Below are 22991 nucleotides of genomic sequence, written 5' to 3' on the forward strand. Positions count from 1 at the left end.
CGACCACCGTACGACCGCCCACTGACAACGCGGTGCGGCGGTCGTCGGCCCGGCCGCCCGTCAGCCCTCGCGCAGCGCCTTGCGGACGACGTCAGGGGTGTTGGTGATGATCCCGTTCACCCCGAAGCCCGCCGCGCGCACCGCGCTCGGCGCGTCGTTGACCGTCCAGGTGAAGATCTCAAGGGGCTTGTCGTGCGGGCCCTTCTGCGCGTGGATCGCGTCTACGTAGTCGGCCGAGATGGAGGTGTGCGCCGAGTTGATCTGGTCGGCGAACTCCGCGTACGCGGGCAGCTCGGCGGCCGCGGGGGTGCCGAGGAAACCGGTCTTCACATCGGGCCGCAGCGCGTGCACGGTCTTCACACTGTCGGCGCTGAAGCTCTGGATGACCAGCTTGCTCTTCACGTGGTGCTTGTCGAGCCAGCCCGTGTCGCGCAGCACCCGCAGGCCCTGCTTCTCGATGCCCGGGTAGAGCTCGGGCTTCTTGAACTCGAAGACCAGGCTCTGGTGGTTGTGCGAGACCCGCCGCATGTACTGCTGCAGGGTCGGCACGCGCTGGCCCGCGTACTTCGGGCTGAACCAGCTGCCCGCGTCCAGCTGCCTGATCTCCGCGGCCGTGAAGTCACCGACCTTCCACGGGGCGCGGTCGGGGAAGACCTCCTCGACGTTCGTCGTCCGCTTCAGGGTGTCGTCGTGCATGATCACGAGCTCGCCGTCCTTGGTCCGCTGGACGTCGTTCTCGACCCAGCGGAACCCCATGTCACGGGCCTTGTCGATGGCCGCGAAGGTGTTCTCCGGCGCGTAGGCGGAGGCACCCCGGTGGGCGACGACCAGCGGGCTGTCGTGGTGTGCGGCGCGGGACGCCGCGGGGGTCTGCGCCGTGGCGGTGGCGGTGGGGAGGACGAGTGAGCCGGCTCCGATGAGGGCGGCGGCGGTGGCAGCGGCAGCGCGTGCGTACACGGGTACTCCTCGCGTCGTGAGATCGCGGACCGGTCGAGAGTGACAGTCCGGGGTCAACGGGAGACAGGTGCAGGATGGCCACAGGTTGAACGGAGTCTCCAAAGACGGGGACCCCGCGCGCGGGGACTGCGATTCTTTGCCGGAAAATCGTTCGTAGGTTCCGGGGTGAGCTTTACTCTCTGCCTCAGCCGACGGCCTTTCAGATGGGCGTCGACAGGGGGGGCGAACGGGGCGTTCCGGAGAATTTGGGCATAACAGGCGGAAGGGCAACCGCGCATGCAGGGCACGGTCGACGGGTTCAGCTACGGAGTCGTCACACCGGTGGTGGCGTACCTCATGGCTTGTCTGGGAGGGGCGCTCGGCCTGCGCTGCACCACCAGATCGCTGCTCGTCGACCGCTCCTGGCGGCCCGGCTGGCTGGCGCTCGGCTCGGCCGCGATCGGGTCCGGGATCTGGACCATGCACTTCGTGGCCATGATGGGCTTCACCGTCGCGGAGGCCCCGATCCGCTACGACAAGGCGCTGACCTTCGCGAGCCTCGCCGTCGCCATCGTCATGGTCGGCATCGGCGTCTTCATCGTCGGCTACCGCGGCGCCACGGGCACGGCCCTGTTCACCGGCGGAACCATCACGGGGCTCGGTGTCGCCTCGATGCACTACCTCGGAATGGCCGGTATGCGTCTTCGCGGGACGCTGGAGTACAACACCCTGGTCGTCACCGCGTCCGTGGTGATCGCCGTGGTCGCCGCCACCGCGGCCCTCTGGGCGGCCGCACAGGTCAGGGGATTCCTGTGGAGTCTGGGCGCGAGCCTGGTGATGGGCCTGGCCGTGAGCGGCATGCACTACACCGGCATGGCCGCCCTCAGCGTCCATCTGCACGGCTCGGGCGCCGTGCCCCCCGGTGACTCGCCCGCCGAGATCCTCGCGCCCATGATGATCGGCCCGCTCGCCTTCCTGCTCCTCGCGGGAGTCATCGTGATGTTCGACCCGCTCATGGTCCTCGGCGGCAGGCCCGAGGCCAAGGACACGGCGGCCAGGGCCCGCTCCGGGCCGTCCTACTCCGTCCCGCGCTCGGGCGACCGGCACGTCCCGCCGCGCCGGCGCGGATCCCGGCAGCGGCCCGGCTCCCGCACCCCGCAGAACTGGTGACGGGCGGCCGCTGAGCGGCCGATCGGACCCGGTTGTCAGTGCGGGGTCGTACGGTGGTTTCCATGCGGCCCGTATCGAAGATCGAACGCACGGTGGCACCTTTCGAGGTCGTCAGCCCGTACCAGCCAAGCGGCGACCAGCCGGCTGCCATCGCCGAGCTGGAGCGGCGCATCCGCGCAGGTGAGAAGGATGTCGTCCTGCTCGGCGCGACCGGCACCGGCAAGTCGGCCACCACCGCGTGGATGATCGAGAAGCTCCAGCGCCCCACGCTCGTGATGGCGCCGAACAAGACGCTGGCCGCCCAGCTGGCGAACGAGTTCCGCGAGCTCCTGCCGAACAACGCCGTGGAGTACTTCGTCTCGTACTACGACTACTACCAGCCCGAGGCGTACGTCCCGCAGTCGGACACCTACATCGAGAAGGACTCCTCGATCAACGAGGAGGTGGAGCGCCTGCGCCACTCCGCGACGAACTCGCTGCTCACCCGCCGCGACGTGATCGTGGTCGCCTCCGTCTCCTGCATCTACGGCCTCGGCACCCCGCAGGAGTACGTGGACCGGATGGTCCCCCTCAAGGTCGGCGACGAGATCGACCGCGACCAGCTCCTGCGCCGCTTCGTGGACATCCAGTACACGCGCAACGACCTGGCGTTCACCCGAGGCACCTTCCGGGTCCGCGGCGACACCATCGAGATCTTCCCGGTCTACGAGGAACTGGCCGTCCGCATCGAGATGTTCGGCGACGAGATCGAGGCGCTCTCCACGCTGCACCCGCTCACCGGCGAGGTCATCAGCGACGACGACCACCTCTACGTCTTCCCCGCCTCGCACTACGTGGCGGGTCCCGAGCGCCTGGAGAAGGCGGTCAACGGCATCGAGAAGGAGCTGGCGGAGCGCCTCGCCGAGCTGGAGAAGCAGGGCAAGATGCTGGAGGCGCAGCGCCTGCGCATGCGCACCACGTACGACCTGGAGATGCTCCGCCAGATCGGCTCCTGCTCCGGCGTCGAGAACTACTCGATGCACTTCGACGACCGAGAGCCCGGCTCCGCCCCGAACACCCTCATCGACTACTTCCCCGAGGATTTCCTCCTGGTCCTCGACGAGTCGCACGTCACGGTCCCGCAGATCGGCGCGATGTACGAGGGCGACGCCTCCCGCAAGCGCACCCTCGTCGACCACGGCTTCCGGCTCCCCTCCGCGCTGGACAACCGCCCCCTGAAGTGGGAGGAATTCCTCGGCCGCATCGACCAGACCGTCTACCTCTCGGCGACCCCGGGCAAGTACGAACTCTCGCGCGGCGACGGCTTCGTCGAGCAGATCATCCGCCCCACCGGACTCGTCGACCCCGAGGTCGTCGTCAAGCCCACCGAGGGGCAGATCGACGACCTGGTGCACGAGATCCGCCAGCGCACCGAGAAGGACGAGCGCGTCCTGGTCACCACGCTCACCAAGAAGATGGCCGAGGACCTCACCGACTACTTCCTCGAACTGGGCATCCAGGTCCGCTATCTGCACAGCGACGTCGACACGCTGCGCCGCGTCGAGCTCCTGCGCGAGCTGCGCGCCGGTGAGTACGACGTCCTCGTCGGCATCAACCTCCTGCGCGAGGGCCTCGACCTGCCCGAGGTCTCCCTGGTGGCGATCCTCGACGCCGACAAGGAGGGCTTCCTGCGCTCGGGGACCTCCCTGATCCAGACCATCGGCCGCGCGGCGCGCAACGTCTCGGGCCAGGTCCACATGTACGCGGACAAGATCACCCCAGCGATGGAGAAGGCCATCGACGAGACCAACCGGCGCCGGGAGAAGCAGATCGCGTACAACAAGGAGAAGGGCATCGACCCGCAGCCCCTCCGTAAGAAGATCAACGACATCGTGTCGGCGATCGCGCGCGAAGAGGTCGACACCGAAGAGCTCCTCGGCTCGGACTACCGCAAGCCGAAGGAGGGCAAGGCCGCCAAGGCCCCGGTGCCCGCGCTCGGCGGCAAGGCGGCCAAGTCCACCAAGGCCAAGGCGAAGAAGTCCGCGGAGGCCACGCCCACCGACCGCCCCGCGGCCGAACTGGCCGAGCAGATCGAGGAGATGGCCGAGCGCATGCGCGCGGCCGCCGCCGACCTGCAGTTCGAGATCGCCGCGCGACTGCGCGACGAGGTGTCGGAGATGAAGAAGGAACTGCGGCAGATGCGGGAGGCGGGCCAGGCGTAGAAGCGCTGCTGGGGGACGGGTTTCGGCGTACTGGCCGGTCTGTTGCAAGACCGCCACAAAGTGCCGCCCGGAGTGCGGCCGTGCCGGGCCCACTGCATAGGGTGCTGGGCAACCGCAAGAGGCGGTTGCCCAGGCAGTTCGAAGAAGGGGACAGCGCGTGACGGTCAACATGACCAAGGGCCAGGCCATCAGCCTGCAGAAGGACGACGGGGGCGCCCTGACCGCGGTGCGCATGGGCCTCGGCTGGCAGGCGGCCCCGCGCCGAGGCCTGTTCGGCACGCGTACGCGCGAGGTCGACCTGGACGCTTCGGCGGTGCTTTTCGCCGACAAGCAGCCGCTGGACGTGGTGTTCTTCCGTCACCTGATCAGCGACGACGGCTCGGTGCGGCACACCGGTGACAATCTCGTGGGCGGTGTCGGCCAGGGCGGCGACGACGAGGCGATCCTCGTCGACCTGCAGCGGGTCCCCGTCCACATCGACCAGATCGTCTTCACGGTGAACTCGTTCACCGGCCAGACCTTCCAGGAGGTGCAGAACGCCTTCTGCCGTCTGGTCGACGAGACCAACGGCCAGGAGCTGGCCCGCTACACCCTCGACGGCGGCGGTCAGTACACCGCGCAGATCATGGCCAAGGTCCACCGCGCGGGCACGGGCTGGCAGATGACGGCCATCGGCAACCCCGCCAACGGCCGCACCTTCCAGGACCTGATGCCGGCGATCCTGCCGCACCTGTAAGCGACGTCCGTACGCACCGAGGGAACGAGGGCTCGACGGGGGCCCACGAGGGGGACGAAGGCGATGACGGCTGAGCTGGTGCGGGGGCAGAACCACCCGCTTCCCGGGACCCGCCTGGAGATCCGTGTCTCGGCCGGAAAGCCGATCGTGGCGGGCGCGACGCTCGGCGACGAGCGGGGCAGGATCCGCGGCGTCGAATGGGTGGCCCACCCGGGATCGCCCACGTTGCCGGGGCTCGAGGTGTCCAAGCAGGCGGCCGCCGACCACCGCCTCGCCGTGGACCTCGACGCCGTGCCGGACACCGTCCACCGGGTCAGCGTCCTGCTCGCGCTGCCCGTCGGCGTCGGAGGACCGGTCAGCTTCAGCGCACTCGCCGCCCCGTTCGTCGCGGTCACCGGCCTCGACGGCACCGGCATCGCCAGCTACACCATCACCGACCTGGGCACCGAGTCCGCCGTCGTCGCCCTGGAGCTCTACCGCCGCCAGGGCGCCTGGAAGGTCCGCGCGGTCGGCCAGGGCTACGCGGGCGGCCTCGCCGAGATGCTCGCCGACCAGGGCCTGCCCGCCGCCGGGGACCTGGCGGACACGATCGACGAAGCGGTGGCGAGGGGCCTGGCCCGCTCCGTGGCCACGCCCCCACCGCGCTCCGCGGACGACACTCGCGTAGGCACCGCATCCCAGGGGCGGACGGTGCCGCGGGGCGGCCAGGGGGCCGCGCCAGGCGGGCAGGTGGCCCCGGCGAGTGGGCAGGCGCCACTGCAGGGCGGGCAGGGGGCTGCGGTAAGCGGGCAGGCGCCCCCGCAGGGTGGGCAGGCGGCGTCGACAAGTGGTCAGGCGACTCCGCAGGGCGGTCAGGTGGCCCCGGCGAGTGGTCAGGCGGCCGCGGCCAGCGGGCAGGCGCCATCGCAGGGCGGGCAAGCGGCCTCGACGAGCGGCCAGGCGCTCCCGGCAAGTGGCCACGTGCCCCCACCGGGCGCGCAGGCGAATCCCCCGGGCGGTCAGCCGGGTCACACCGGCCAGGCCGACCAGGACCAGGGCAGGACCGCCCCGACGTCTCCGCCCACCGCACCGCCGCAGCAGCCGGGCGGCGACGCCCCCACCGGCGGTCCCGTCGACTACACCCACCCTCGCCGACAGGCCGCCGCGCCCCCGACGCCTCCGCCCGCCGCGCCCCCGGCCCAGCCGGGACAGGCCGCGCAGCCCGTCGCGGGTGATGCCACCGGATGGTCGATGGACGAGCGGCTCTACAACCAGGTGTGGGGCATGTTCGAGGACCTGGCGCGCACCACCGCGGCGTACCGCAGTGCCGTCGACTTCGCCGACTCCCGCATGGAGCAGGAGATCGACAAGGCCCTCTCCGACCCGCGTAGCCGCGTCGGCGGCGCGGGCGATGCCGCACGCGACGCGGCCCGCGCCAAGCACGCCGACCTCGTCGGCCAGGCCAGGGCCACCCTCGACCGCGACCTGGCGCAGCTCGCCGCCGAGTCCGGCGTCGTGGAGCCCGCCCTGCCGCCGCCCTTCGCGGCGTGGAGCAGCCCGGTCTGGCACGCCTACCGCGCGCCCATGGAGATCCCGATGGCGCTGCGCCTGGGCGATCTGCATCTGCCCGAGCGCATCGACCTGCGGATCCCGATGCTCGTCAGGCTGCCTCTCGAGCGCGGCCTGTGGATCGACAGCGGCAAGGCGCTCACCAACACCTTCACCGACGCCGCCGAGCTGCGGCGCCTCGCCGTGGACAGTGCGGTCGCGCACGCCGCGCGACTGCTCGCGGCCTATCCGGCGGGCGAGTTCACGGTGCACGTCATCGACGCGGCGGGCTCCGCCGCGGGCGCGCTCGCGCCGCTGGTGACCTCCGGTGTGCTCGCCGGGCCCCCGGCCTCCGGCGCCGCCGGTGTCTCCGCCGTCCTCGCCGAGCTCACCCAGCGCGTGGACCTCGTGCAGATGGCGGTCCGCGGCGGCGCCGCCGACGCGTTGCCCCCCGACCTGGACACCGCCGAGCAGCTCCTGATCGTCAACGACTTCCCGCACGGCTTCGACGACCGCGCGGTGACCCAGCTCCGCTATCTCGCGGACGAGGGCCCGGCGGTCGGCGTCCACCTGATGATGGTCGCCGATCGCGAGGACGCCGCGGAGTACGGCCCGCTGCTCGACCCCCTGTGGCGCGCGCTGCTCCGTCTGACGCCGGTGCCCGACGACCATCTCGCCGACCCGTGGGTCGGTCACACCTGGACGTACGAGCCGCCGACGATCCCCGAGGGCAGCCGGATCCTGGGGCAGATCCTCGACCAGGTGGCCACCGCCCGGCGTAACGGCGGCCGCTGACGCGCCCTCGCCGGGCGGCCGCCGGCGCGTTGCCGGTAAAGCGACTTTAGGCCCATCTGACCTGGCCTTTTGGCTCTTGATTGCCATCACCTTTACCAAACCTTGGTGTTTCGCGTACCCTTCTGTCAGCGGAGGGGAGTACTCCCGGCTGCGACGTACCCGTCAATACGGACCGCCATCGGTCCCGGGGCGTCGGCCCGACACGGCGGTGACCGCCTCGGGTGGAAGAGACCTCCGGCAGCGACGACGCTGATCAGTAGCCGTACGACGCCGGAGGCGCAGTGGACGTTTCTATGACCATGTGGGTGACGACCGTTCTCGGTCTGTGTGCCCTGATCGCGGTCGACTTCTTCATCGGGCGCAAGCCCCATGACGTGTCGATCAAGGAAGCCGGAATCTGGACGATCGTCTGGATCGTGCTCGCCGCGCTCTTCGGGATCGGCCTGCTGGTCGCCGGAGAGAGCCAGGCGTCCGGCGAGTTCTTCGCGGGCTTCATCACGGAGAAGTCCCTCTCCGTGGACAACCTCTTCGTCTTCATCCTGATCATGGCGAAGTTCTCGGTGCCCTCCCACCTGCAGCAGCGCGTGCTGCTGTTCGGTGTACTGATCGCCCTGGTGCTGCGCGCGATCTTCATCGCCGCCGGTGCCGCGGTGATCGCCAACTTCTCCTGGGTCTTCTACATCTTCGGCGCCTTCCTGATCTACACCGCCTGGAAGCTCATCCAGGAGGCGCGCGCCGACGACGAGGAAGAGGACTGGGAGGAGAACCGCCTCCTGAAGTCCATCGAGAAGAAGTTCGGCGTCTCCGACCGGTACGAGGGCACGAAGCTGTTCGTCCGGAGGAACGGCAAGAAGATCATGACGCCGCTCATGGTCGTCATGCTCGCCATCGGCACCACCGACGTGCTCTTCGCGATGGACTCCATCCCGGCGATCTTCGGCCTCACCCAGGACCCGTACATCGTCTTCACCGCCAACGCGTTCGCCCTGATGGGTCTGCGCCAGCTGTACTTCCTCATCGGCGGACTCCTCAGGAAGCTGGTCCACCTCAGCTACGGCCTGTCGGTGATCCTCGGCTTCATCGGAGTGAAGCTGGTGCTGCACGCCCTGCACGAGAACGGGGTGAGCGTCCCCGAGATCTCCATCCCCGTCTCGCTCGGCGTCATCTGCGGTGTCCTGGTGATCACCACGATCACCAGCCTCTTCGCCTCCAAGAAGCAGGCGCAGAAGGACGCGGCCGAGGCCGCCGCGGGCGAGAACCCGAAGGACAGCATCGAGGCCTGACGGCCGACCTCCCGCCCCCTCGGGGGCGGGAGGTGGCAACGGCACCAAGTAGCGGCACCCAGGCGCCCGGGGCAGCATCGAGTCATGGTCACTCGGCTCCGGGCGCTCGGCATGCAGTGGACGACGGTGGTTCCGCTTCTCGCGGTCGTCCTCCTCGTCTTCACCTGGGGGCGCGATCTGCCCGGCGCGATCGTCGCCGTGGTGACGTTGATCCTCGCCGGAGCGGTGCTCGCCGCCGTCCACCATGCCGAGGTGATCGCCCACCGCGTCGGCGAACCCTTCGGCTCACTCGTCCTCGCGGTCGCGGTGACGATCATCGAGGTGGCGCTGATCGTCACCCTCATGGCCGACGGCGGCGACAAGAGCTCCACGCTCGCCCGCGACACCGTCTTCGCCGCGGTCATGATCACCTGCAACGGCATCGTCGGACTCTGCCTCCTGGTGGGCGCGCTCCGGCACCGCGTCGCCGTCTTCAACCCCGAGGGCACGGGCGCGGCCCTCGCGACCGTCGCCACGCTGGCCACGCTCTGCCTGGTCCTGCCGACCTTCACCACCACCAAGCCGGGCCCGGAGTTCACCACCGCCCAACTCACCTTCGCCGCGGTCGCCTCGCTCGTCCTGTACGGCATCTTCGTGACCACCCAGACCGTGCGGCACCGCGACTACTTCCTGCCCCTCACCAAGCAGGGGGAGGTCATCGACGCCGACAGTCACGCCGAGGGCCCCTCGGCGCGGGACGCGAAGCTGAGCCTGGCGCTGCTCGGGTTCGCGCTGATCGGTGTGGTCGGCCTCGCCAAGGGCGTCTCCCCGACGATCGAGTCGGGCGTGGAGAGCGCGGGCCTGCCGCACGCCGTGGTCGGCGTGATCATCGCGCTCCTCGTGCTGCTCCCCGAGACGATCGCGGCCGCGCGCGCCGCCCGCCGCGACCGCGTGCAGACCAGCCTGAACCTCGCCCTCGGCTCCGCGATGGCCAGCATCGGACTGACCATCCCGGCCGTCGCGGTCGCCTCCGTATGGCTGTCGGGCCCGCTCGTACTCGGCCTGAGCTCGACCCATATGGTGCTGCTCGCGCTGACCGTGATCGTCGGCACGCTCACGGTCGTGCCGGGGCGCGCCACGCCGCTGCAGGGCGGCGTCCACCTGGTGCTGTTCGCGGCGTTCCTGGAACTCGCGATCACTCCGTAGAACTCGTGATCACCCCGTAGCGGCCGCCGGATCCGACGCCGCGACCGGCCGTGTCTCCGGAAGCAGGGCGAAGCACCCGAGGCTCAGCAGGGCGGTGCCCGACAGGTACGCGGCCACGCCCCACGGCTTCCTGTCCCCCTGGGCAAGGGCCGTCGCCACGATCGGGGTGAGCGCCCCGCCGAGCGCCCCGCCCAGGTTGTAGCCGACCGCGGCGCCCGTGCAGCGCACCTGGGGCTCGTACAGCTCGGGCAGATAGGCGGCGACCACGGCGAACATCGTGATGAACGCGAGCAGTGCCACCAGGAAGCCGGTGAACATCGCCAGCGGCTCGCCCGTCGAGAGCAGCGCGACCATCGGGAACATCCACAGTGCCGACGCCGCGCACCCGATCAGGCACAACGGCCGCCGTCCGAACCGGTCGCCGAGCACCGCCACCACCGGGGTCAGGGCGCCCTTGACCACCACGGCCGCCATGACGCACGCCAGCATGACCGTACGGCTCACTCCGAGGCGCTCCACTCCGTAGGCGAGGGACCACGTCGTCACGGCGTAGAACACGGCGTACCCCACCGCCATCGCGCCCGCCGTCAGGAGCACCAGGCGCCAGTGTCCCGGACCACCTCGGCGAGCGGTACGCGCGCGTGCCGCCGCAGCCGCAGGAAGTCCGGGCTCTCCGCCAGCGAGGTGCGCAGCGCGAGCCCGGCGGCCGCGAGCAGGCCCGCCGCCCAGAACGGCACACTTCCCCAAGCTCTTAAGGAGCAGGGGAGCGCCGATCCCGATCGATTCGTACGTCGGTACGCAGCCGACGGCGACCGTGGCGATGCCGGTGAGGAGCAGCGAGGCGAGGAGCATGGGACGCCGTCCGTGCCGGTCGCCGATGTGCCCGAAGACGACGGACCCGAGCGGCCGCGCCACGAAGCCCACGCCGAAGGTCGCGAAGGCGGCGAGGGTCCCCGCCAGAGGGGAGAACGTCGGGAAGAACAGCGGGCCGAGGACGAGCGCCGCGGCCGTCCCGTAGATGAAGAAGTCGTAGAACTCGATGGCGGTCCCGGCGAGCGAGGCGGCCGCGATCCGGGGGAGCGACGGCGGTGCGGCCGGGACGGGTTCAGTGGGTTCGGCGGTGCGCATGCCGCGTCAATTACCCACAGTGACGGTCGGTTACGGGGTGTCGCAGGGGGTGTGCGGGGGTGCGGAGTCCATCTCCGCGTACGCGGGCGGCGTGATAGACCTCGACCATGACGCGCAGCCTCGCCACCGCCCCGATCATGATCCTCAACGGTCCGAACCTGAACCTGCTCGGGCAGCGCCAGCCCGAGATCTACGGCTCGGACACGCTGGCCGACGTCGAGGCGCTGTGCGCCGAGGCGGCGGCCGCGCACGGCGGCACGGTGGACCTGCGACAGAGCAACCACGAGGGCGAGTTGGTCGACTGGATCCACGAGGCGCGCGAGCACCACGTGGGCATCGTCATCAACCCCGCGGCCTACTCCCACACGTCCGTCGCGATCCTGGACGCGCTCAACACCTGTGACGGGATGCCGGTGTTGGAGGTGCACATCTCCAACATCCACCAGCGGGAGGCCTTCCGGCACCACAGCTACGTCTCGCAGCGCGCCGACGGCGTCATCGCGGGCTGCGGTGTGCAGGGGTACGCGTTCGCGGTGGAACGGGTGGCGGCGCTGGTCGCCGCCGGGGCGTGACGCGTACCCCCTGACGTCACCAGCCCCGCGCGCGCCACTCCGCCACGTGCGGACGCTCGGCGCCCAGCGTCGTGTCGTTGCCGTGGCCGGGATAGACCCACGTCTCGTCGGGCAGCGTCCCGAAGATCTTCGTCTCGACGTCGTCGATGAGGCGCGCGAAGGCCTTCGGGTCGTCCCACGTGTTGCCGACGCCGCCGGGGAAGAGGCAGTCGCCGGTGAACACGTGCGGATGGCCGTGCGGGTCGTCGTAGACCAGCGCGATCGAGCCCGGGGTGTGACCCACCAGGTGGCGGGCGGTGAGCTCGACCCGGCCGACCGTGATGGTGTCCCCGTCGTCGACCAGGACGTCCGTCGGCACCGGAATGCCCGGGGCGTCCTCCCGGCCCGCGTAGGTCCGCGCGCTCGTCGCCCCGACCACCTCGGCGAGTGCCTGCCAGTGGTCGCCGTGCTGATGCGTGGTGACCAGGGACGCGATGCCGTCGTCGCCGATCAGTGTCAGCAGCGTCGCGGCGTCGTTCGCCGCGTCGATCAGGAGCTGCTCGCCGGTGGCCCGGCAGCGCAGCAGATAGGCGTTGTTGTCCATCGGCCCGACCGCGACCTTCGAGATCATCAGGTCCTGCAGTTCGTGCACGTCCGAGGGTCCGCCGACCTTCACCGCTCCGCTGTACGTCATGTCGGTCAGCCTATAGCGGGGGCAGGGCGGGGAGGAGGCCGCCTTCGGCCGTGAGCGCGGTGCCCTCGCGGCGGCCCGCCAGCCAGCCGACCAGGTCCGCCGGGGACCCGGAGACGGTGATCTCGGGCTCGCCCGCGCGCCCCGTGCTCCACGCGTGCGTGCCGTCCGTGATCCGGGTGGGCGGCACCGAGGGGTTCCCGCCGAAGCGCGCGGACAGGAACGTGATCTCACGCTGCGTGAACTCCGCGGGCAGGTCCTCCAGCTCGTACCCGATCCCGAGGTCCACGTGGTGCAGCTCGACCTCGACCCACCGCCTGAAGGGCACCCGCGACGCGGAGTCGGTGATGCCGTTGCGCATCTCGATGGTGCGGGACCAGTCCGCGGGAACCGCGGCCTGCGCCTCGAAGCGGGCCGCGCTCTCCCGTACGTCGTCGAGCTGCGCTGCCAGCGCGCGCGGGGCGTCCCGCTCGATGTCCGCGTCCCGCACCTCGGCGCTGGCGTACATCGGCCGTCCGGCCAGCACGTTCACCAGCGCGTCCGCGTTCCGCGCGAGGTGGGCGAGGACGTGGCCGACGGTCCAGCCGGGAAGCAGTGACGGTTGAGCTGTCGAATCGTTGTTCAGTTTCGCCGCTGCGGTGAGCAGTCGGTCGGTCGCGTCACGTACAGACGCCAGGTCGCGCACATGATCAATCATGCGCCCGACGATAGTCCCGCCACACGTTCGGGTGAAGGTCTCTGGGGAGTCCCGCAAATCGAATGCACGTGCTATATGGTCGGGGATGGCATCGGGCATTCTTGGTGGTCCGGGTTTGTTGTGAACAGGGGAAGCAGCCCGGCGTTGTCAGTGGCTCGCCCTAGTCTGTGAACGACGGGGGTTTCGCCCCTGTCACCACTCTCAAGAAAGGTGCGGACCGGCGTGGCCGACCGTCTCATCGTCCGTGGCGCGCGCGAGCACAATCTCAAGAACGTGTCGCTCGACCTCCCGCGTGACTCCCTCATCGTGTTCACCGGACTCTCCGGGTCGGGCAAGTCCTCGCTCGCGTTCGACACGATCTTCGCCGAGGGCCAGCGGCGGTACGTGGAGTCGCTCTCCTCGTACGCCCGGCAGTTCCTCGGCCAGATGGACAAGCCCGACGTCGACTTCATCGAGGGCCTCTCCCCGGCGGTCTCCATCGACCAGAAGTCGACCTCGCGCAACCCGCGCTCGACGGTCGGCACCATCACCGAGGTCTACGACTACCTGCGCCTGCTCTTCGCGCGCATCGGCAAGCCGCACTGCCCCGAGTGCGGGCGCCCCATCGCCCGGCAGTCGCCGCAGGCCATCGTCGACAAGGTCCTCGAACTGCCGGAGGGCAGCCGCTTCCAGGTCCTCTCGCCGCTGGTGCGCGAGCGCAAGGGCGAGTTCGTCGACCTCTTCGCCGACCTCCAGACCAAGGGCTACAGCCGCGCGCGGGTCGACGGCACGACGATCCAGCTCTCCGAGCCGCCCACGCTGAAGAAGCAGGAGAAGCACACCATCGAGGTGGTCATCGACCGCCTCACGGTGAAGGACAGCGCCAAGCGCCGCCTGACCGACTCCGTGGAGACCGCGCTCGGCCTCGCGGGCGGCATGGTCGTCCTGGACTTCGTCGACCTCCCCGAGGACGACCCCGAGCGCGAGCGGATGTACTCGGAGCACCTCTACTGCGCGTACGACGACCTGTCCTTCGAGGAGCTGGAGCCCCGCTCCTTCTCCTTCAACTCGCCCTTCGGCGCCTGCCCGGACTGCTCCGGCATCGGCACGCGCATGGAGGTCGACCCCGAGCTGATCGTCCCGGACGAGGACAAGTCGCTCGACGAGGGCGCCATCCACCCCTGGTCGCACGGCCACACCAAGGAGTACTTCGGGCGGCTCGTCGGCGCCCTCGCCGACGCGCTCGGCTTCGCCACCGACATGCCCTGGGCGGGCCTGCCGCAGCGCGCCAAGAAGGCCCTGCTCAACGGCCACAAGACGCAGATCGAGGTCCGCTACCGCAACCGGTACGGCCGCGAGCGGGTCTACACCACCGCCTTCGAAGGCGCCGTCCCCTTCGTCAAGCGGCGGCACAGCGAGGCCGAGAGCGACGCGAGCCGCGAGCGCTTCGAGGGCTACATGCGCGAGGTGCCCTGCCCCACCTGTGAGGGCACGCGCCTCAAGCCGATCGTCCTGGCCGTCACGGTCATGGGCCGCTCCATCGCCGAGGTCTCCGCGATGTCCATCAGCGACTGCGCGGACTTCCTCGCCGAGCTGAAGCTGGGCGCCCGCGACAAGAAGATCGCCGAGCGCGTCCTGAAGGAGGTCAACGAGCGGCTGCGCTTCCTGGTCGACGTCGGCCTGGACTACCTCTCGCTGAACCGCGCGGCGGGCACCCTCTCCGGAGGCGAGGCGCAGCGCATCCGCCTGGCCACCCAGATCGGCTCCGGCCTGGTCGGCGTGCTCTACGTACTGGACGAGCCGTCCATCGGCCTGCACCAGCGCGACAACCACCGGCTGATCGAGACCCTCGTCCGCCTGCGCGACATGGGCAACACACTCATCGTCGTCGAGCACGACGAGGACACCATCAAGGTCGCCGACTGGGTCGTCGACATCGGCCCCGGCGCGGGCGAGCACGGCGGCAAGGTCGTGCACAGCGGCTCCATGAAGGAGCTCCTCGCCAACGACAAGTCCATCACCGGGCAGTACCTCTCGGGCAAGAAGTCCATCCCGATCCCGGACGTGCGCCGCCCCGCCGACCCCTCCCGGCAGCTCACGGTGCACGGCGCCCGCGAGAACAACCTCCAGGACATCGACGTCTCCTTCCCGCTGGGTGTCCTCACGGCCGTCACGGGCGTCTCGGGCTCCGGCAAGTCGACCCTGGTCAACGACATCCTCTACACGCACCTGGCAAGGGAGCTGAACGGCGCCCGTTCCGTTCCCGGACGCCACACGCGCGTGGAGGGCGACGACCTCGTCGACAAGGTCGTGCACGTCGACCAGTCGCCGATCGGCCGCACCCCGCGCTCGAACCCCGCGACGTACACCGGAGTCTTCGACCACGTCCGCAAGCTCTTCGCGGAGACCACGGAGGCGAAGGTGCGGGGCTACCTCCCCGGGCGCTTCTCCTTCAACGTCAAGGGCGGCCGCTGCGAGAACTGCTCCGGCGACGGCACCATCAAGATCGAGATGAACTTCCTGCCGGACGTGTACGTCCCGTGCGAGGTCTGCCACGGCGCGCGCTACAACCGCGAGACGCTGGACGTGCACTACAAGGGCAAGTCCATCGCCGAGGTCCTCGACATGCCGATCGAGGAGGGACTCGCCTTCTTCGAGGCGGTCCCGGCGATCGCGCGTCACCTGAAGACGCTCAACGACGTCGGCCTCGGATACGTGCGCCTCGGCCAGTCGGCGCCCACCCTCTCCGGAGGCGAGGCCCAGCGCGTGAAGCTCGCCTCCGAGCTCCAGAAGCGCTCCACGGGCCGGACCGTCTACGTGCTCGACGAGCCGACCACCGGTCTGCACTTCGAGGACATCAGCAAGCTCATCACGGTCCTCTCCGGCCTGGTCGACAAGGGCAACACGGTCATCGTCATCGAGCACAACCTCGACGTGATCAAGACCGCGGACTGGGTCGTCGACATGGGCCCCGAAGGGGGCAACGGCGGCGGTCTGGTCGTCGCCGAGGGCACGCCCGAGGAGGTCGCCGGGGTGTCGACCAGCCACACCGGCAAGTTCCTGCGGGACATCATCTCGGCGGACCGGGTCAGCGAAGCGCTGCCCTCGCAGGGGCGCAAGCAGGCCAAGAAGGCCCCGGCGAAGAAGCTCGCCGCGAAGAAGGCGGTCGCGGCGAGCGCCACGGCCACCAAGAAGACGGCCACGGTCAAGACGGGCACCACCGCCAAGAAGGCGGCCGCTCCGAAGAAGGCGGCCACCGCCAAGGAGACGGCGGCCAAGAAGACGGTCGCCAAGAAGACCACCGCCAAGAAGACGACGCGGGCCCGCAAGGCCTGACCGGCCCCGGACCACCGGGTCCGCCGACCGGCCGAAGCGCACCGCCCCCCACCGGAGGGCGGTGCGCTTTCGTCGTACGCGAGAGGGCGTCGGCGTACGCCCAGGTGGCGGCCTGAACGGGCCTTGCCCGGTGGCCCGTTCACGTGGTCGGCTTGCCCCCATGCCGGTACGCAGCGAACGTGCAGGCCCCGTCACCACCATCGTGCTGTCCCGCCCCGCCGCGCGGAACGCCGTCGACGGGCCCACCGCCCGCGCCCTCGCCGACGCCTTCCGCGCCTTCGAAGCCGACCCGGACGCCGCCGTCGCCGTCCTGTGGGGCGAGGGCGGCACGTTCTGCGCGGGCGCGGACCTCAAGGCCATCGGCACCCCGGACGGCAACGAGGTCACGGAGGACGGGGACGGCCCCATGGGCCCCAGCCGGATGGTCCTCTCCAAGCCGGTGATCGCGGCGATCGCGGGCCACGCCGTCGCGGGCGGCCTCGAACTCGCCCTCTGGTGCGATCTGCGGGTCGCCGAGGAGGACGCCGTGCTCGGGGTGTTCTGCCGCCGCTGGGGCGTGCCCCTCATCGACGGCGGCACGGTGCGGCTGCCCCGGCTGATCGGCGAGGGCCGCGCCATGGACCTGATCCTCACGGGCCGCCCGGTGGCCGCGGCGGAGGCGCTCGGCATGGGCCTGGTCAACCGGACCGTGCCCACCGGCACCTCCCGCGCCGCGGCGGAGGCCCTCGCCGCGGAGATCGCCGCGTTCCCGCAGACCTGCCTGCGGCACGACAGGATGTCGGTCCTCGACCAGGCGGGGCGCCCCGAACGGGAGGCGATGGCGGGCGAGTTGAGACACGGCCTTCGCTCCCTCGCCGAGGCGGCGGAGGGCGCGGCCCGGTTCGCCGCGGGGGCGGGGCGGCACGGGGCGTTCACGAAGGACGGCTGAGAGGGAACGTCAGCCTTCCCGCGCGACCGGCTCCAAGAACTGCATGTCCAGCTGGATCTTCACCACTTCGCCGAGCAGGCCCGGGGCGAAGTCGAGGCCGAACTCGCTGCGGCGGATCTCACCCGACGCCTCGAACCCCGCGTGTTTGCGGTCCTGGCCGGGGAAGCCCTCGACGCCGCCGAACTCCACGGCCAGCGTCACCGGGCGCGTCACCTCGCCGATGGTCAGTTCGCCCGCCATGCTCCACTCCTCGCCCGTGCCCTCGATCCGGGTCGAACGGAACGTCATCGTCGGGCGCTTCTCGACGTCGAGCAGGTCGGATGCGCGTACGTGCGCGTCCCTGTCCTTGTTGCCCGTGTCGATCGAGGCCAGCGCGATGGTGGCGGTCACCGATGAGGTTTCGGCGCTCTCGCCCACCACCAGCTCGGCCCCCACCTCGGCGAAGCGGCCGCGCACCTTGGAGATGCCGAGGTGGCGGATGGAGAAGTTCACCGCGGAGTGGAAGGCGTCGATCTCCCAGTGGCCCGCGGCCAGCGGCAGCGTGCGGGCCCCGGGCGCCGCAGGGCTCGCGGGGTTCGTGTCAGTCGCGTCAAGAGTCATGCGCCCACCTTGCGGCGTGGCCAGGGGGCGAGGAAGGCCGGGCCGATGCTGGTAGTGACAGGGCCACGATCCGCCCCGCACCGGCTGATACGTTCGAACGGTGAGCGACAACGAGCTGGGCGTCTTCCTGCGCGCGCGCAGGGAGGCCGTGACCCCCACCGAGGTCGGCCTGCCCAGCGGCCCGCGCCGCCGCACCCCGGGCCTTCGCCGCTCCGAGGTCGCGACCCTCGCGGGGATCAGCGTCGAGTACCTCACCCGTCTCGAACAGGGCAGGGACCGCCACCCGTCCCCCCAGGTGCTCGCCGCGCTCGCCGACACGCTGCGGCTGAGCATCGAGGAGCGCATCCATCTGCGCCGCCTGGAGAAGGAGATGGGGCCGGGCCACCCCTGCTGCCCGGCCGCGGTGCCGCCCGCCGACTCGGTCAGGCCCACCGTGCGCGCCATCCTGGACAGCCTGGAGCCCGCGCCCGCCGTGCTGCTCAACCGCCTCGCCGACGTCCTCGCCTGTACGAGCGGATACCGGCGGCTCGTCGAACCCCTCGGCGTACTGGACGACGAGCGCCCCAACCTCGCCCGGTTCGTCTTCACCGACGAGCGGGCCCGCGTCGCCTACCCCGAGTGGGACCGCGTCGCCGACGATCTGGTCGGGCACCTCAGGACCGATTCCATGCTCGACGACCCGCATGTCGTCGGCTTCACGGACGAGTTGACGATCATCGCGGGCGCCCCGTTCGCCGACCGTGTCGCGGGCGCGCCCGCCCTGCCCCGGCGTACCGGCGTCGAGCGGCTCAGCCACCCCGACGAGGGCGGGCTCCGGCTCTCGTACGAGACGCTCGCGCTGCCCGACACGGACCCGCAGCGCCTGATCGTCTACGTCCCCGCCGACGAGGCCACGGCCGCCGCCCTCGACCGCCTCAACGGCCGCAGGCCCGGCGGCCTGCACGCGGTCAACGGCTGAGTTCGGCCGCGTACGGCGGCTCCGCGCCCGCCCGTGAGCAGGTGACCGCCGCCGCGTGCGCGGCGAACCGCAGGACGTCCGACCAGCCGTCTGTGCCCAGCGCGGGCAGCGCCTCGGGGGAGAGCGCGTCCCGGGCCGCGAGGCCGTGCAGCAGCGCCGCGTTGACGGTGTCGCCGGCGCCGATCGTGTCCACCACGTCGACCGGCTCGCCCGGCACCCGCAGCTCGACGCCGTCCCGGGTGTGCAGCCACAGGCCGTCGGCGCCGCGCGTGACGACCACGGCGGCGGGCCCCGACGCCAGCCACTCCCGCGGGGTGCCGCCGAGCCAGTCGGCGTCCTCCTGGGACAGCTTGAGCAGCGAGACCGAGGGCAGCCAGCTCTTGAACCGCGCGCGATAGGCGTCCGCGTCCGGGATCAGACCGGCACGGACATTGGGGTCGAGCGTCGTGAACACCCCGCGCGCCGCGGCGCCGCGCAGCAGCTCCTCGTACGCGCTCGCGCCCGGTTCCAGGACGAGCGAGCAGGTGCCGAAGGACATCGCCCGCACCCCGTCGGGGAGTTCGGCGGGGGCGGCGAAGAGCCGGTCGGCCGTTCCCTCGACGTAGAAGGAGTAGCCCGCCGAGCCGTCCGCGCCGATCGAGGCGACGGCGAGCGTCGTCGGCTCGGGGCCCCGCTGGACGTACGACAGGTCGACCCCTGCCGCCCGCAGCCCGTCGAGCAGCGCCTCGCCGAACGCGTCCCGCGAGACGCGTGAGCAGAAGGCGACGGGAGAGCCGAGGCGGCCGAGCGCCACGGCGGTGTTGTACGGGCCGCCGCCGAGCCGCGGGGAGAGCGGGGCCAGGGCGGCGGGGCCCGCGGCGGTGGCCCCGGGAGCGCTCTCGGGAGCGCCCTCGGGGGCCTTCCCCTGCTGGACGAGGTCGATCAGGGCCTCTCCTGCGACGACTATCACGGGTGGTTCCTCTCGGGCTCGGCGTCCCGCTCAGGCTAGGCCGTGCGGAGGCTCCGGGACGGAAGCGGGCAGCACTCGGGCACGCTCGTGCCCGACCCGGTCGGAACGCCTCGCACCGGTATGGTCTGATCCGTCACCGACGCACACGTACGCCCCTGACCTGTGGAGACACCATGTCCGGCACGCCCCATGCCCGCCGCACCGTGCTGCGGGCCGCCGCTCTCGCCCCGGCCGCAGGGCTCGGTCTGACCGCCTGCTCGTCCGGCGGTGACGGCGGTTCGCGGTCGGCGCCCACCGCGCCGGTGGACCTCGGCGCGTCCGACGAGGTGAAGGTGGGCGCCTCGAAGCTGTACACCGACGAGAACGTGGTCGTCAGCCGGATCTCCGAGGGCGAGTACAAGGCGTTCAGCACGATCTGCACGCACGCGCAGTGCCCGATCAACAAGCTGGAGGGGCACAAGCTCATCTGCCCCTGTCACGGCAGCCAGTTCGACGCCACGAACGGCAAGGTGCTGCACGAACCGGCCGTCAAACCGCTGCACGAGCTTCCGGTGAAGGTCGAGAAGGGCAAGATCGTCGCGGGGCCCGAGAAGGCCTGACCGTGCCGCCCGCTACTCCCAGTCCCACTCGATCCCCAATATCCCCGCCCGCACCTGCGGCTCCACCAGATGCACCGAGCGGTGGCTGCCGCTCAGGGTGAGCTGCTGGCGGTTCCCGCGCGGCGCGGCCGCCGAGTGCTGGGTGAAGCGGTGGCACCGCACGGGCAGCGCCTGTTCGTCGAAGCGGACCTGCAGCGCGTACTGCCCGCCCGCGTAGGTGAAGCCGCGCTGGTACTCCGTGGCCACGCCCGCCGTGCCGTCCTCGAAGCCGTAGCCGAACAGATGGGTGTCACCCGCGCGCAGCCGCGCGTCGAAGAGCAGCTCGGCGACGAGCACCCCGGTGCCCCGGTGCCAGCGCACGCGTCCCGTACGGCAGTTCTCCAGGGCGCGCACGGCGATCCGCTCGGGGGCGCACCCCGGATCGCCGTGGTGAATGGCCACATAGCGGTCGACGCCGTCCTTGTGGGCGCGCACGATGTGCTGCGACTGTCGGCCGAGCAGCTCGCGCCGCGCGCCGATCCGCAGCCTTTCGTGCTGGCCGATGGTGTGCAGACCGCCGTCGACGGGGGAGCCGAGCTCGTCGAGGAGGGCGCGCAGGACGTCGGAGGCCTCGACCAGGGAGCGGTACGAGCGGGCCGCCGGACGCTCCCTGTCGGCGCGCCCCGACGGCGGCGCGAGCAGCCGGATCAGCGACTCCTCCGGGAGCTGGAGAATCTCCTCCAGGGCGCGTACGGCCCGCAGCGACTCGGCACGCTGGGGGCGGCGCGCGCCCTGCTGCCAGTAGCTCAGGCTCGTCACGCCGACCGTGACCCCGTGCCTGGCCAGATGGTGCCGGACGCGCTGCAGGGGCAGTCGTCGTACGGCGATGGCGGTGCGCAGCGCGACGTGGAAGGGTCCCGTGCGCAGGGCCGCCTCCAGGTCCGCGGGCGCTTCGTCTCCTTCGGCCGCGCCGTCGGCGAGCCGTGTGCCGTGCCGCAAGATGGACCCTTTCTGTGAACGTTCACTTATCCCGTCCCGGCGTTCGTGCCGGTCGGAGCGGGTTGCCAGGTCGGCGCACGAGCCGTGTTCACATCCGTACGCCGCCGTTCACGTCCCAAGTCATTCCGCATTGAAGCGTGTTGACCTGCACCCGACAACACTCGATGCTCAATCGCAGCGTCCGGACGCGCTCCTCCAACCCCACCCCGCTCGGGAGGAACGCGATGCGCCACTCACCCACCACGAAGAGCAGTCCCGGCAGACGGAGACGCCTTTCCACCGTCGCCTTCGTCGCGGCCGCGCTCTTCGCCGCACCCACCGCCGCTGCCGCGGCCGCCCCGCTCGACCCCGCCCCCGCACACCGGGCGACGACCGCCACGGCCGCGGCCGACCCGTCCGTACTCGCCGCAAAGCGCCTGAACATCACCATGCAGGCCCAGCAGAAGACCAACTGGTGCTGGGCCGCGGCGGGCAACACCATCGCCACCTTCATGGGCCGCAACTACAGCCAGAACCAATTCTGCAACGCCGCCTTCGGGCGCAACCAGAACACCGAATGCCCCAACAACCAGGCCACGCTCGGCAACGTGCAGACCGGTCTGCGCTGGGCGGGCATCAACTCGGGCTCGTACGTGACCGGTTGGCTGCGCTACCCCACCGTACAGGCGGAGATCAACGCGGGCCGCCCGGTCGAGACCCGCATCCAGTGGTCCAACGGCGGCGGGCACATGCACGTCATCTACGGCTACGACGACGCCAACAGTTGGGTCTACTGGGGCGATCCCTGGCCCTCCAACGACCGCTACAACTGGGCCTCGCACGCCTGGTACACCGACAACAACACCTTCTCCTGGACCCACTCGCTCTACCGGATCGGGGCGTGAGAGCGATGACCCGTCAGCTTCCCCGACACCTCCTGAAGGCGGTACTCGCCGGTAGTGCCGCGACCCTCGCGCTCGGCATCGCGGCCCCCGCCGCAACCGCCGACTCGGGCCCCGCCGCCCCCTCGGCGGCCTCCCGCGACGCCGCGCACGAGGCGGCCGCCGCGCCCGGGACCCTCGACACGCTCTCCCGCTTCTTCGCGCGTGAGGGAGCGGTCACCAAGGCCGCTGCGCAGCCGCGCGTCCAGGGTGGGGCCGTGCCCGTGTACTACCTCTCCCCGGACTTCGTCGCGGGCAAGAAGGGCGCGTCGATCGCCCGCCTGGAGTTCCTCGCCAGCAAGGCGGTCTCCTCGGACGGCCAGGAAGCCTCCCTGTGGACCGTGGAACAGGGCGGCTCCTGGCAGGTCGTGAACATCGCCACCGGGGACGACGAGACGCACTACGCGCGCGTGGGCGCGGAGAAGGTTCCGGGAGGCACCGTCTTCCACGAGCCGCAGATCAACGCCTGGTACGTCCGCGACGGCCGGGACGATGCCCACGCGCGCGTGCTGCCGCTCGACAAGGACGCGGTCCGTGCCGTGGGCGCCGAAGGCACCTCGGTCGCCGCCTACCGCAAGCGCGTCCAGAAGGCGTACGGCGACAAGCTGCCGGGCTCGGCGTACGAGAAGTCGGGCAAGGCGGGCGGTTACGACACCGCGAAGCCCGCGCGGAAGCCCGAGCAGATGCCCGCTCAGGAGTCCGCCCAGGAGCCCGTGGAGGGCCCGGTCACGGTTGCCTCCTCGATAGCCGGGGCGGGCGCGCTGCTCGCCCTCGGCATCTCGGGAACGGCACTCGTGCGACGCCGCGCGGCGCGCCGACAGGGCTGACCCGGCACGGGGGAGCG

19 protein-coding genes and 1 pseudogene are annotated in these 22991 nt (G+C 71.0%); 13 read left to right on the top strand and 7 right to left on the bottom strand.

Annotation, left to right across the window (positions count from 1 at the left end; translation table 11 throughout):
* Positions 1-60 precede the first annotated feature (60 nt).
* Positions 61-957 (bottom strand): glycerophosphodiester phosphodiesterase family protein, encoded by an 897-nt coding sequence (locus CP970_RS32970; protein WP_055554295.1) that lies wholly within the window; start codon positions 955-957, stop codon positions 61-63.
* Positions 958-1233: 276 nt separating this feature from the next.
* Between CP970_RS32970 and CP970_RS32975 the strand changes: the two genes are divergently transcribed.
* The 6 genes from CP970_RS32975 (at position 1234) to CP970_RS33000 (ending at position 9833) form a co-directional block, all read left to right on the top strand.
* The gene (locus CP970_RS32975; RefSeq protein WP_055554293.1) at positions 1234-2106 is read left to right on the top strand and encodes an MHYT domain-containing protein; all 873 of its coding nucleotides are present in this window, start codon (positions 1234-1236) and stop codon (positions 2104-2106) included.
* Positions 2107-2168: 62 nt separating this feature from the next.
* Complete coding sequence (uvrB, locus tag CP970_RS32980; protein WP_055554292.1) at positions 2169-4307, top strand: excinuclease ABC subunit UvrB; 2139 nt, start codon at positions 2169-2171, stop codon at positions 4305-4307.
* 157 nt (positions 4308-4464) lie between these two features.
* Positions 4465-5043, top strand: a complete 579-nt coding sequence (locus tag CP970_RS32985) for a TerD family protein (RefSeq protein WP_055554290.1) — start codon at positions 4465-4467, stop codon at positions 5041-5043.
* A 63-nt stretch (positions 5044-5106) separates the two neighbouring features.
* Positions 5107-7365: a TerD family protein gene (locus tag CP970_RS32990; protein WP_150494342.1), complete on the top strand. Its 2259-nt coding sequence runs from the start codon at positions 5107-5109 to the stop codon at positions 7363-7365.
* A 281-nt stretch (positions 7366-7646) separates the two neighbouring features.
* On the top strand, positions 7647-8648 hold the full coding sequence (locus CP970_RS32995; RefSeq protein WP_055543880.1) for a TerC family protein: 1002 nt from the start codon (positions 7647-7649) through the stop codon (positions 8646-8648).
* 84 nt (positions 8649-8732) lie between these two features.
* On the top strand, positions 8733-9833 hold the full coding sequence (locus CP970_RS33000) for a calcium:proton antiporter (RefSeq protein ID WP_055543881.1): 1101 nt from the start codon (positions 8733-8735) through the stop codon (positions 9831-9833).
* 9 nt (positions 9834-9842) lie between these two features.
* Here CP970_RS33000 and CP970_RS33005 read toward each other — a convergent pair.
* Positions 9843-10961, bottom strand: a pseudogene (locus CP970_RS33005) (MFS transporter).
* A gap of 107 nt (positions 10962-11068) precedes the next feature.
* Here CP970_RS33005 and aroQ point away from each other — a divergent pair.
* Positions 11069-11533, top strand: coding sequence for a type II 3-dehydroquinate dehydratase (gene aroQ / locus CP970_RS33010; RefSeq protein WP_055543882.1), 465 nt, complete (start codon positions 11069-11071; stop codon positions 11531-11533).
* Between the two features lie 16 nt (positions 11534-11549).
* On the opposite strand, the gene CP970_RS33015 is transcribed toward aroQ, so the two are convergent.
* Positions 11550-12206 (bottom strand): MBL fold metallo-hydrolase, encoded by a 657-nt coding sequence (locus tag CP970_RS33015; RefSeq protein ID WP_055543883.1) that lies wholly within the window; start codon positions 12204-12206, stop codon positions 11550-11552.
* Between the two features lie 10 nt (positions 12207-12216).
* A complete protein-coding gene (locus CP970_RS33020; RefSeq protein WP_055543884.1) occupies positions 12217-12900 on the bottom strand; it encodes a maleylpyruvate isomerase family mycothiol-dependent enzyme in 684 nt (227 codons plus the stop codon).
* Positions 12901-13122: 222 nt separating this feature from the next.
* Here CP970_RS33020 and uvrA point away from each other — a divergent pair, with 222 nt between their 5' ends.
* Together uvrA and CP970_RS33030 are read left to right on the top strand one after the other, a co-directional pair.
* Positions 13123-16215 carry an excinuclease ABC subunit UvrA gene (gene uvrA / locus CP970_RS33025; RefSeq protein ID WP_055543885.1) on the top strand — a complete coding sequence of 1031 codons (3093 nt, stop codon included), beginning with the start codon at positions 13123-13125 and terminating at the stop codon, positions 16213-16215.
* Positions 16216-16375: 160 nt separating this feature from the next.
* Entirely contained in the window at positions 16376-17143 is a 768-nt protein-coding gene (locus CP970_RS33030) for a crotonase/enoyl-CoA hydratase family protein (RefSeq protein ID WP_055543886.1), read from the top strand.
* Between the two features lie 9 nt (positions 17144-17152).
* Here the strand turns inward: CP970_RS33030 and CP970_RS33035 are convergent, their stop codons facing one another.
* Positions 17153-17743: a YceI family protein gene (locus CP970_RS33035; RefSeq protein WP_055543887.1), complete on the bottom strand. Its 591-nt coding sequence runs from the start codon at positions 17741-17743 to the stop codon at positions 17153-17155.
* A gap of 100 nt (positions 17744-17843) precedes the next feature.
* Here CP970_RS33035 and CP970_RS33040 point away from each other — a divergent pair, with 100 nt between their 5' ends.
* Positions 17844-18701, top strand: coding sequence for a helix-turn-helix transcriptional regulator (locus CP970_RS33040; protein ID WP_055543888.1), 858 nt, complete (start codon positions 17844-17846; stop codon positions 18699-18701).
* On the opposite strand, the gene CP970_RS33045 is transcribed toward CP970_RS33040, so the two are convergent.
* Positions 18691-19650, bottom strand: coding sequence for a carbohydrate kinase family protein (locus CP970_RS33045; RefSeq protein ID WP_079043143.1), 960 nt, complete (start codon positions 19648-19650; stop codon positions 18691-18693). The two genes, CP970_RS33040 and CP970_RS33045, sit on opposite strands and share 11 nt — an antisense overlap.
* A 173-nt stretch (positions 19651-19823) precedes the next feature.
* Between CP970_RS33045 and CP970_RS33050 the strand changes: the two genes are divergently transcribed.
* Positions 19824-20249 (top strand): Rieske (2Fe-2S) protein, encoded by a 426-nt coding sequence (locus CP970_RS33050; protein ID WP_055543889.1) that lies wholly within the window; start codon positions 19824-19826, stop codon positions 20247-20249.
* A 12-nt stretch (positions 20250-20261) separates the two neighbouring features.
* On the opposite strand, the gene CP970_RS33055 is transcribed toward CP970_RS33050, so the two are convergent.
* Positions 20262-21227 (bottom strand): hypothetical protein, encoded by a 966-nt coding sequence (locus CP970_RS33055; protein ID WP_055543890.1) that lies wholly within the window; start codon positions 21225-21227, stop codon positions 20262-20264.
* A gap of 224 nt (positions 21228-21451) precedes the next feature.
* Here CP970_RS33055 and CP970_RS33060 point away from each other — a divergent pair, with 224 nt between their 5' ends.
* Entirely contained in the window at positions 21452-22111 is a 660-nt protein-coding gene (locus CP970_RS33060) for a papain-like cysteine protease family protein (RefSeq protein WP_055543891.1), read from the top strand.
* 5 nt (positions 22112-22116) lie between these two features.
* Positions 22117-22974 (top strand): hypothetical protein, encoded by an 858-nt coding sequence (locus CP970_RS33065; RefSeq protein ID WP_079043144.1) that lies wholly within the window; start codon positions 22117-22119, stop codon positions 22972-22974.
* Positions 22975-22991: the final 17 nt, after the last annotated feature.

The sequence above is a fragment of the Streptomyces kanamyceticus genome, assembly GCF_008704495.1.
Lineage (GTDB): Bacteria > Actinomycetota > Actinomycetes > Streptomycetales > Streptomycetaceae > Streptomyces > Streptomyces kanamyceticus.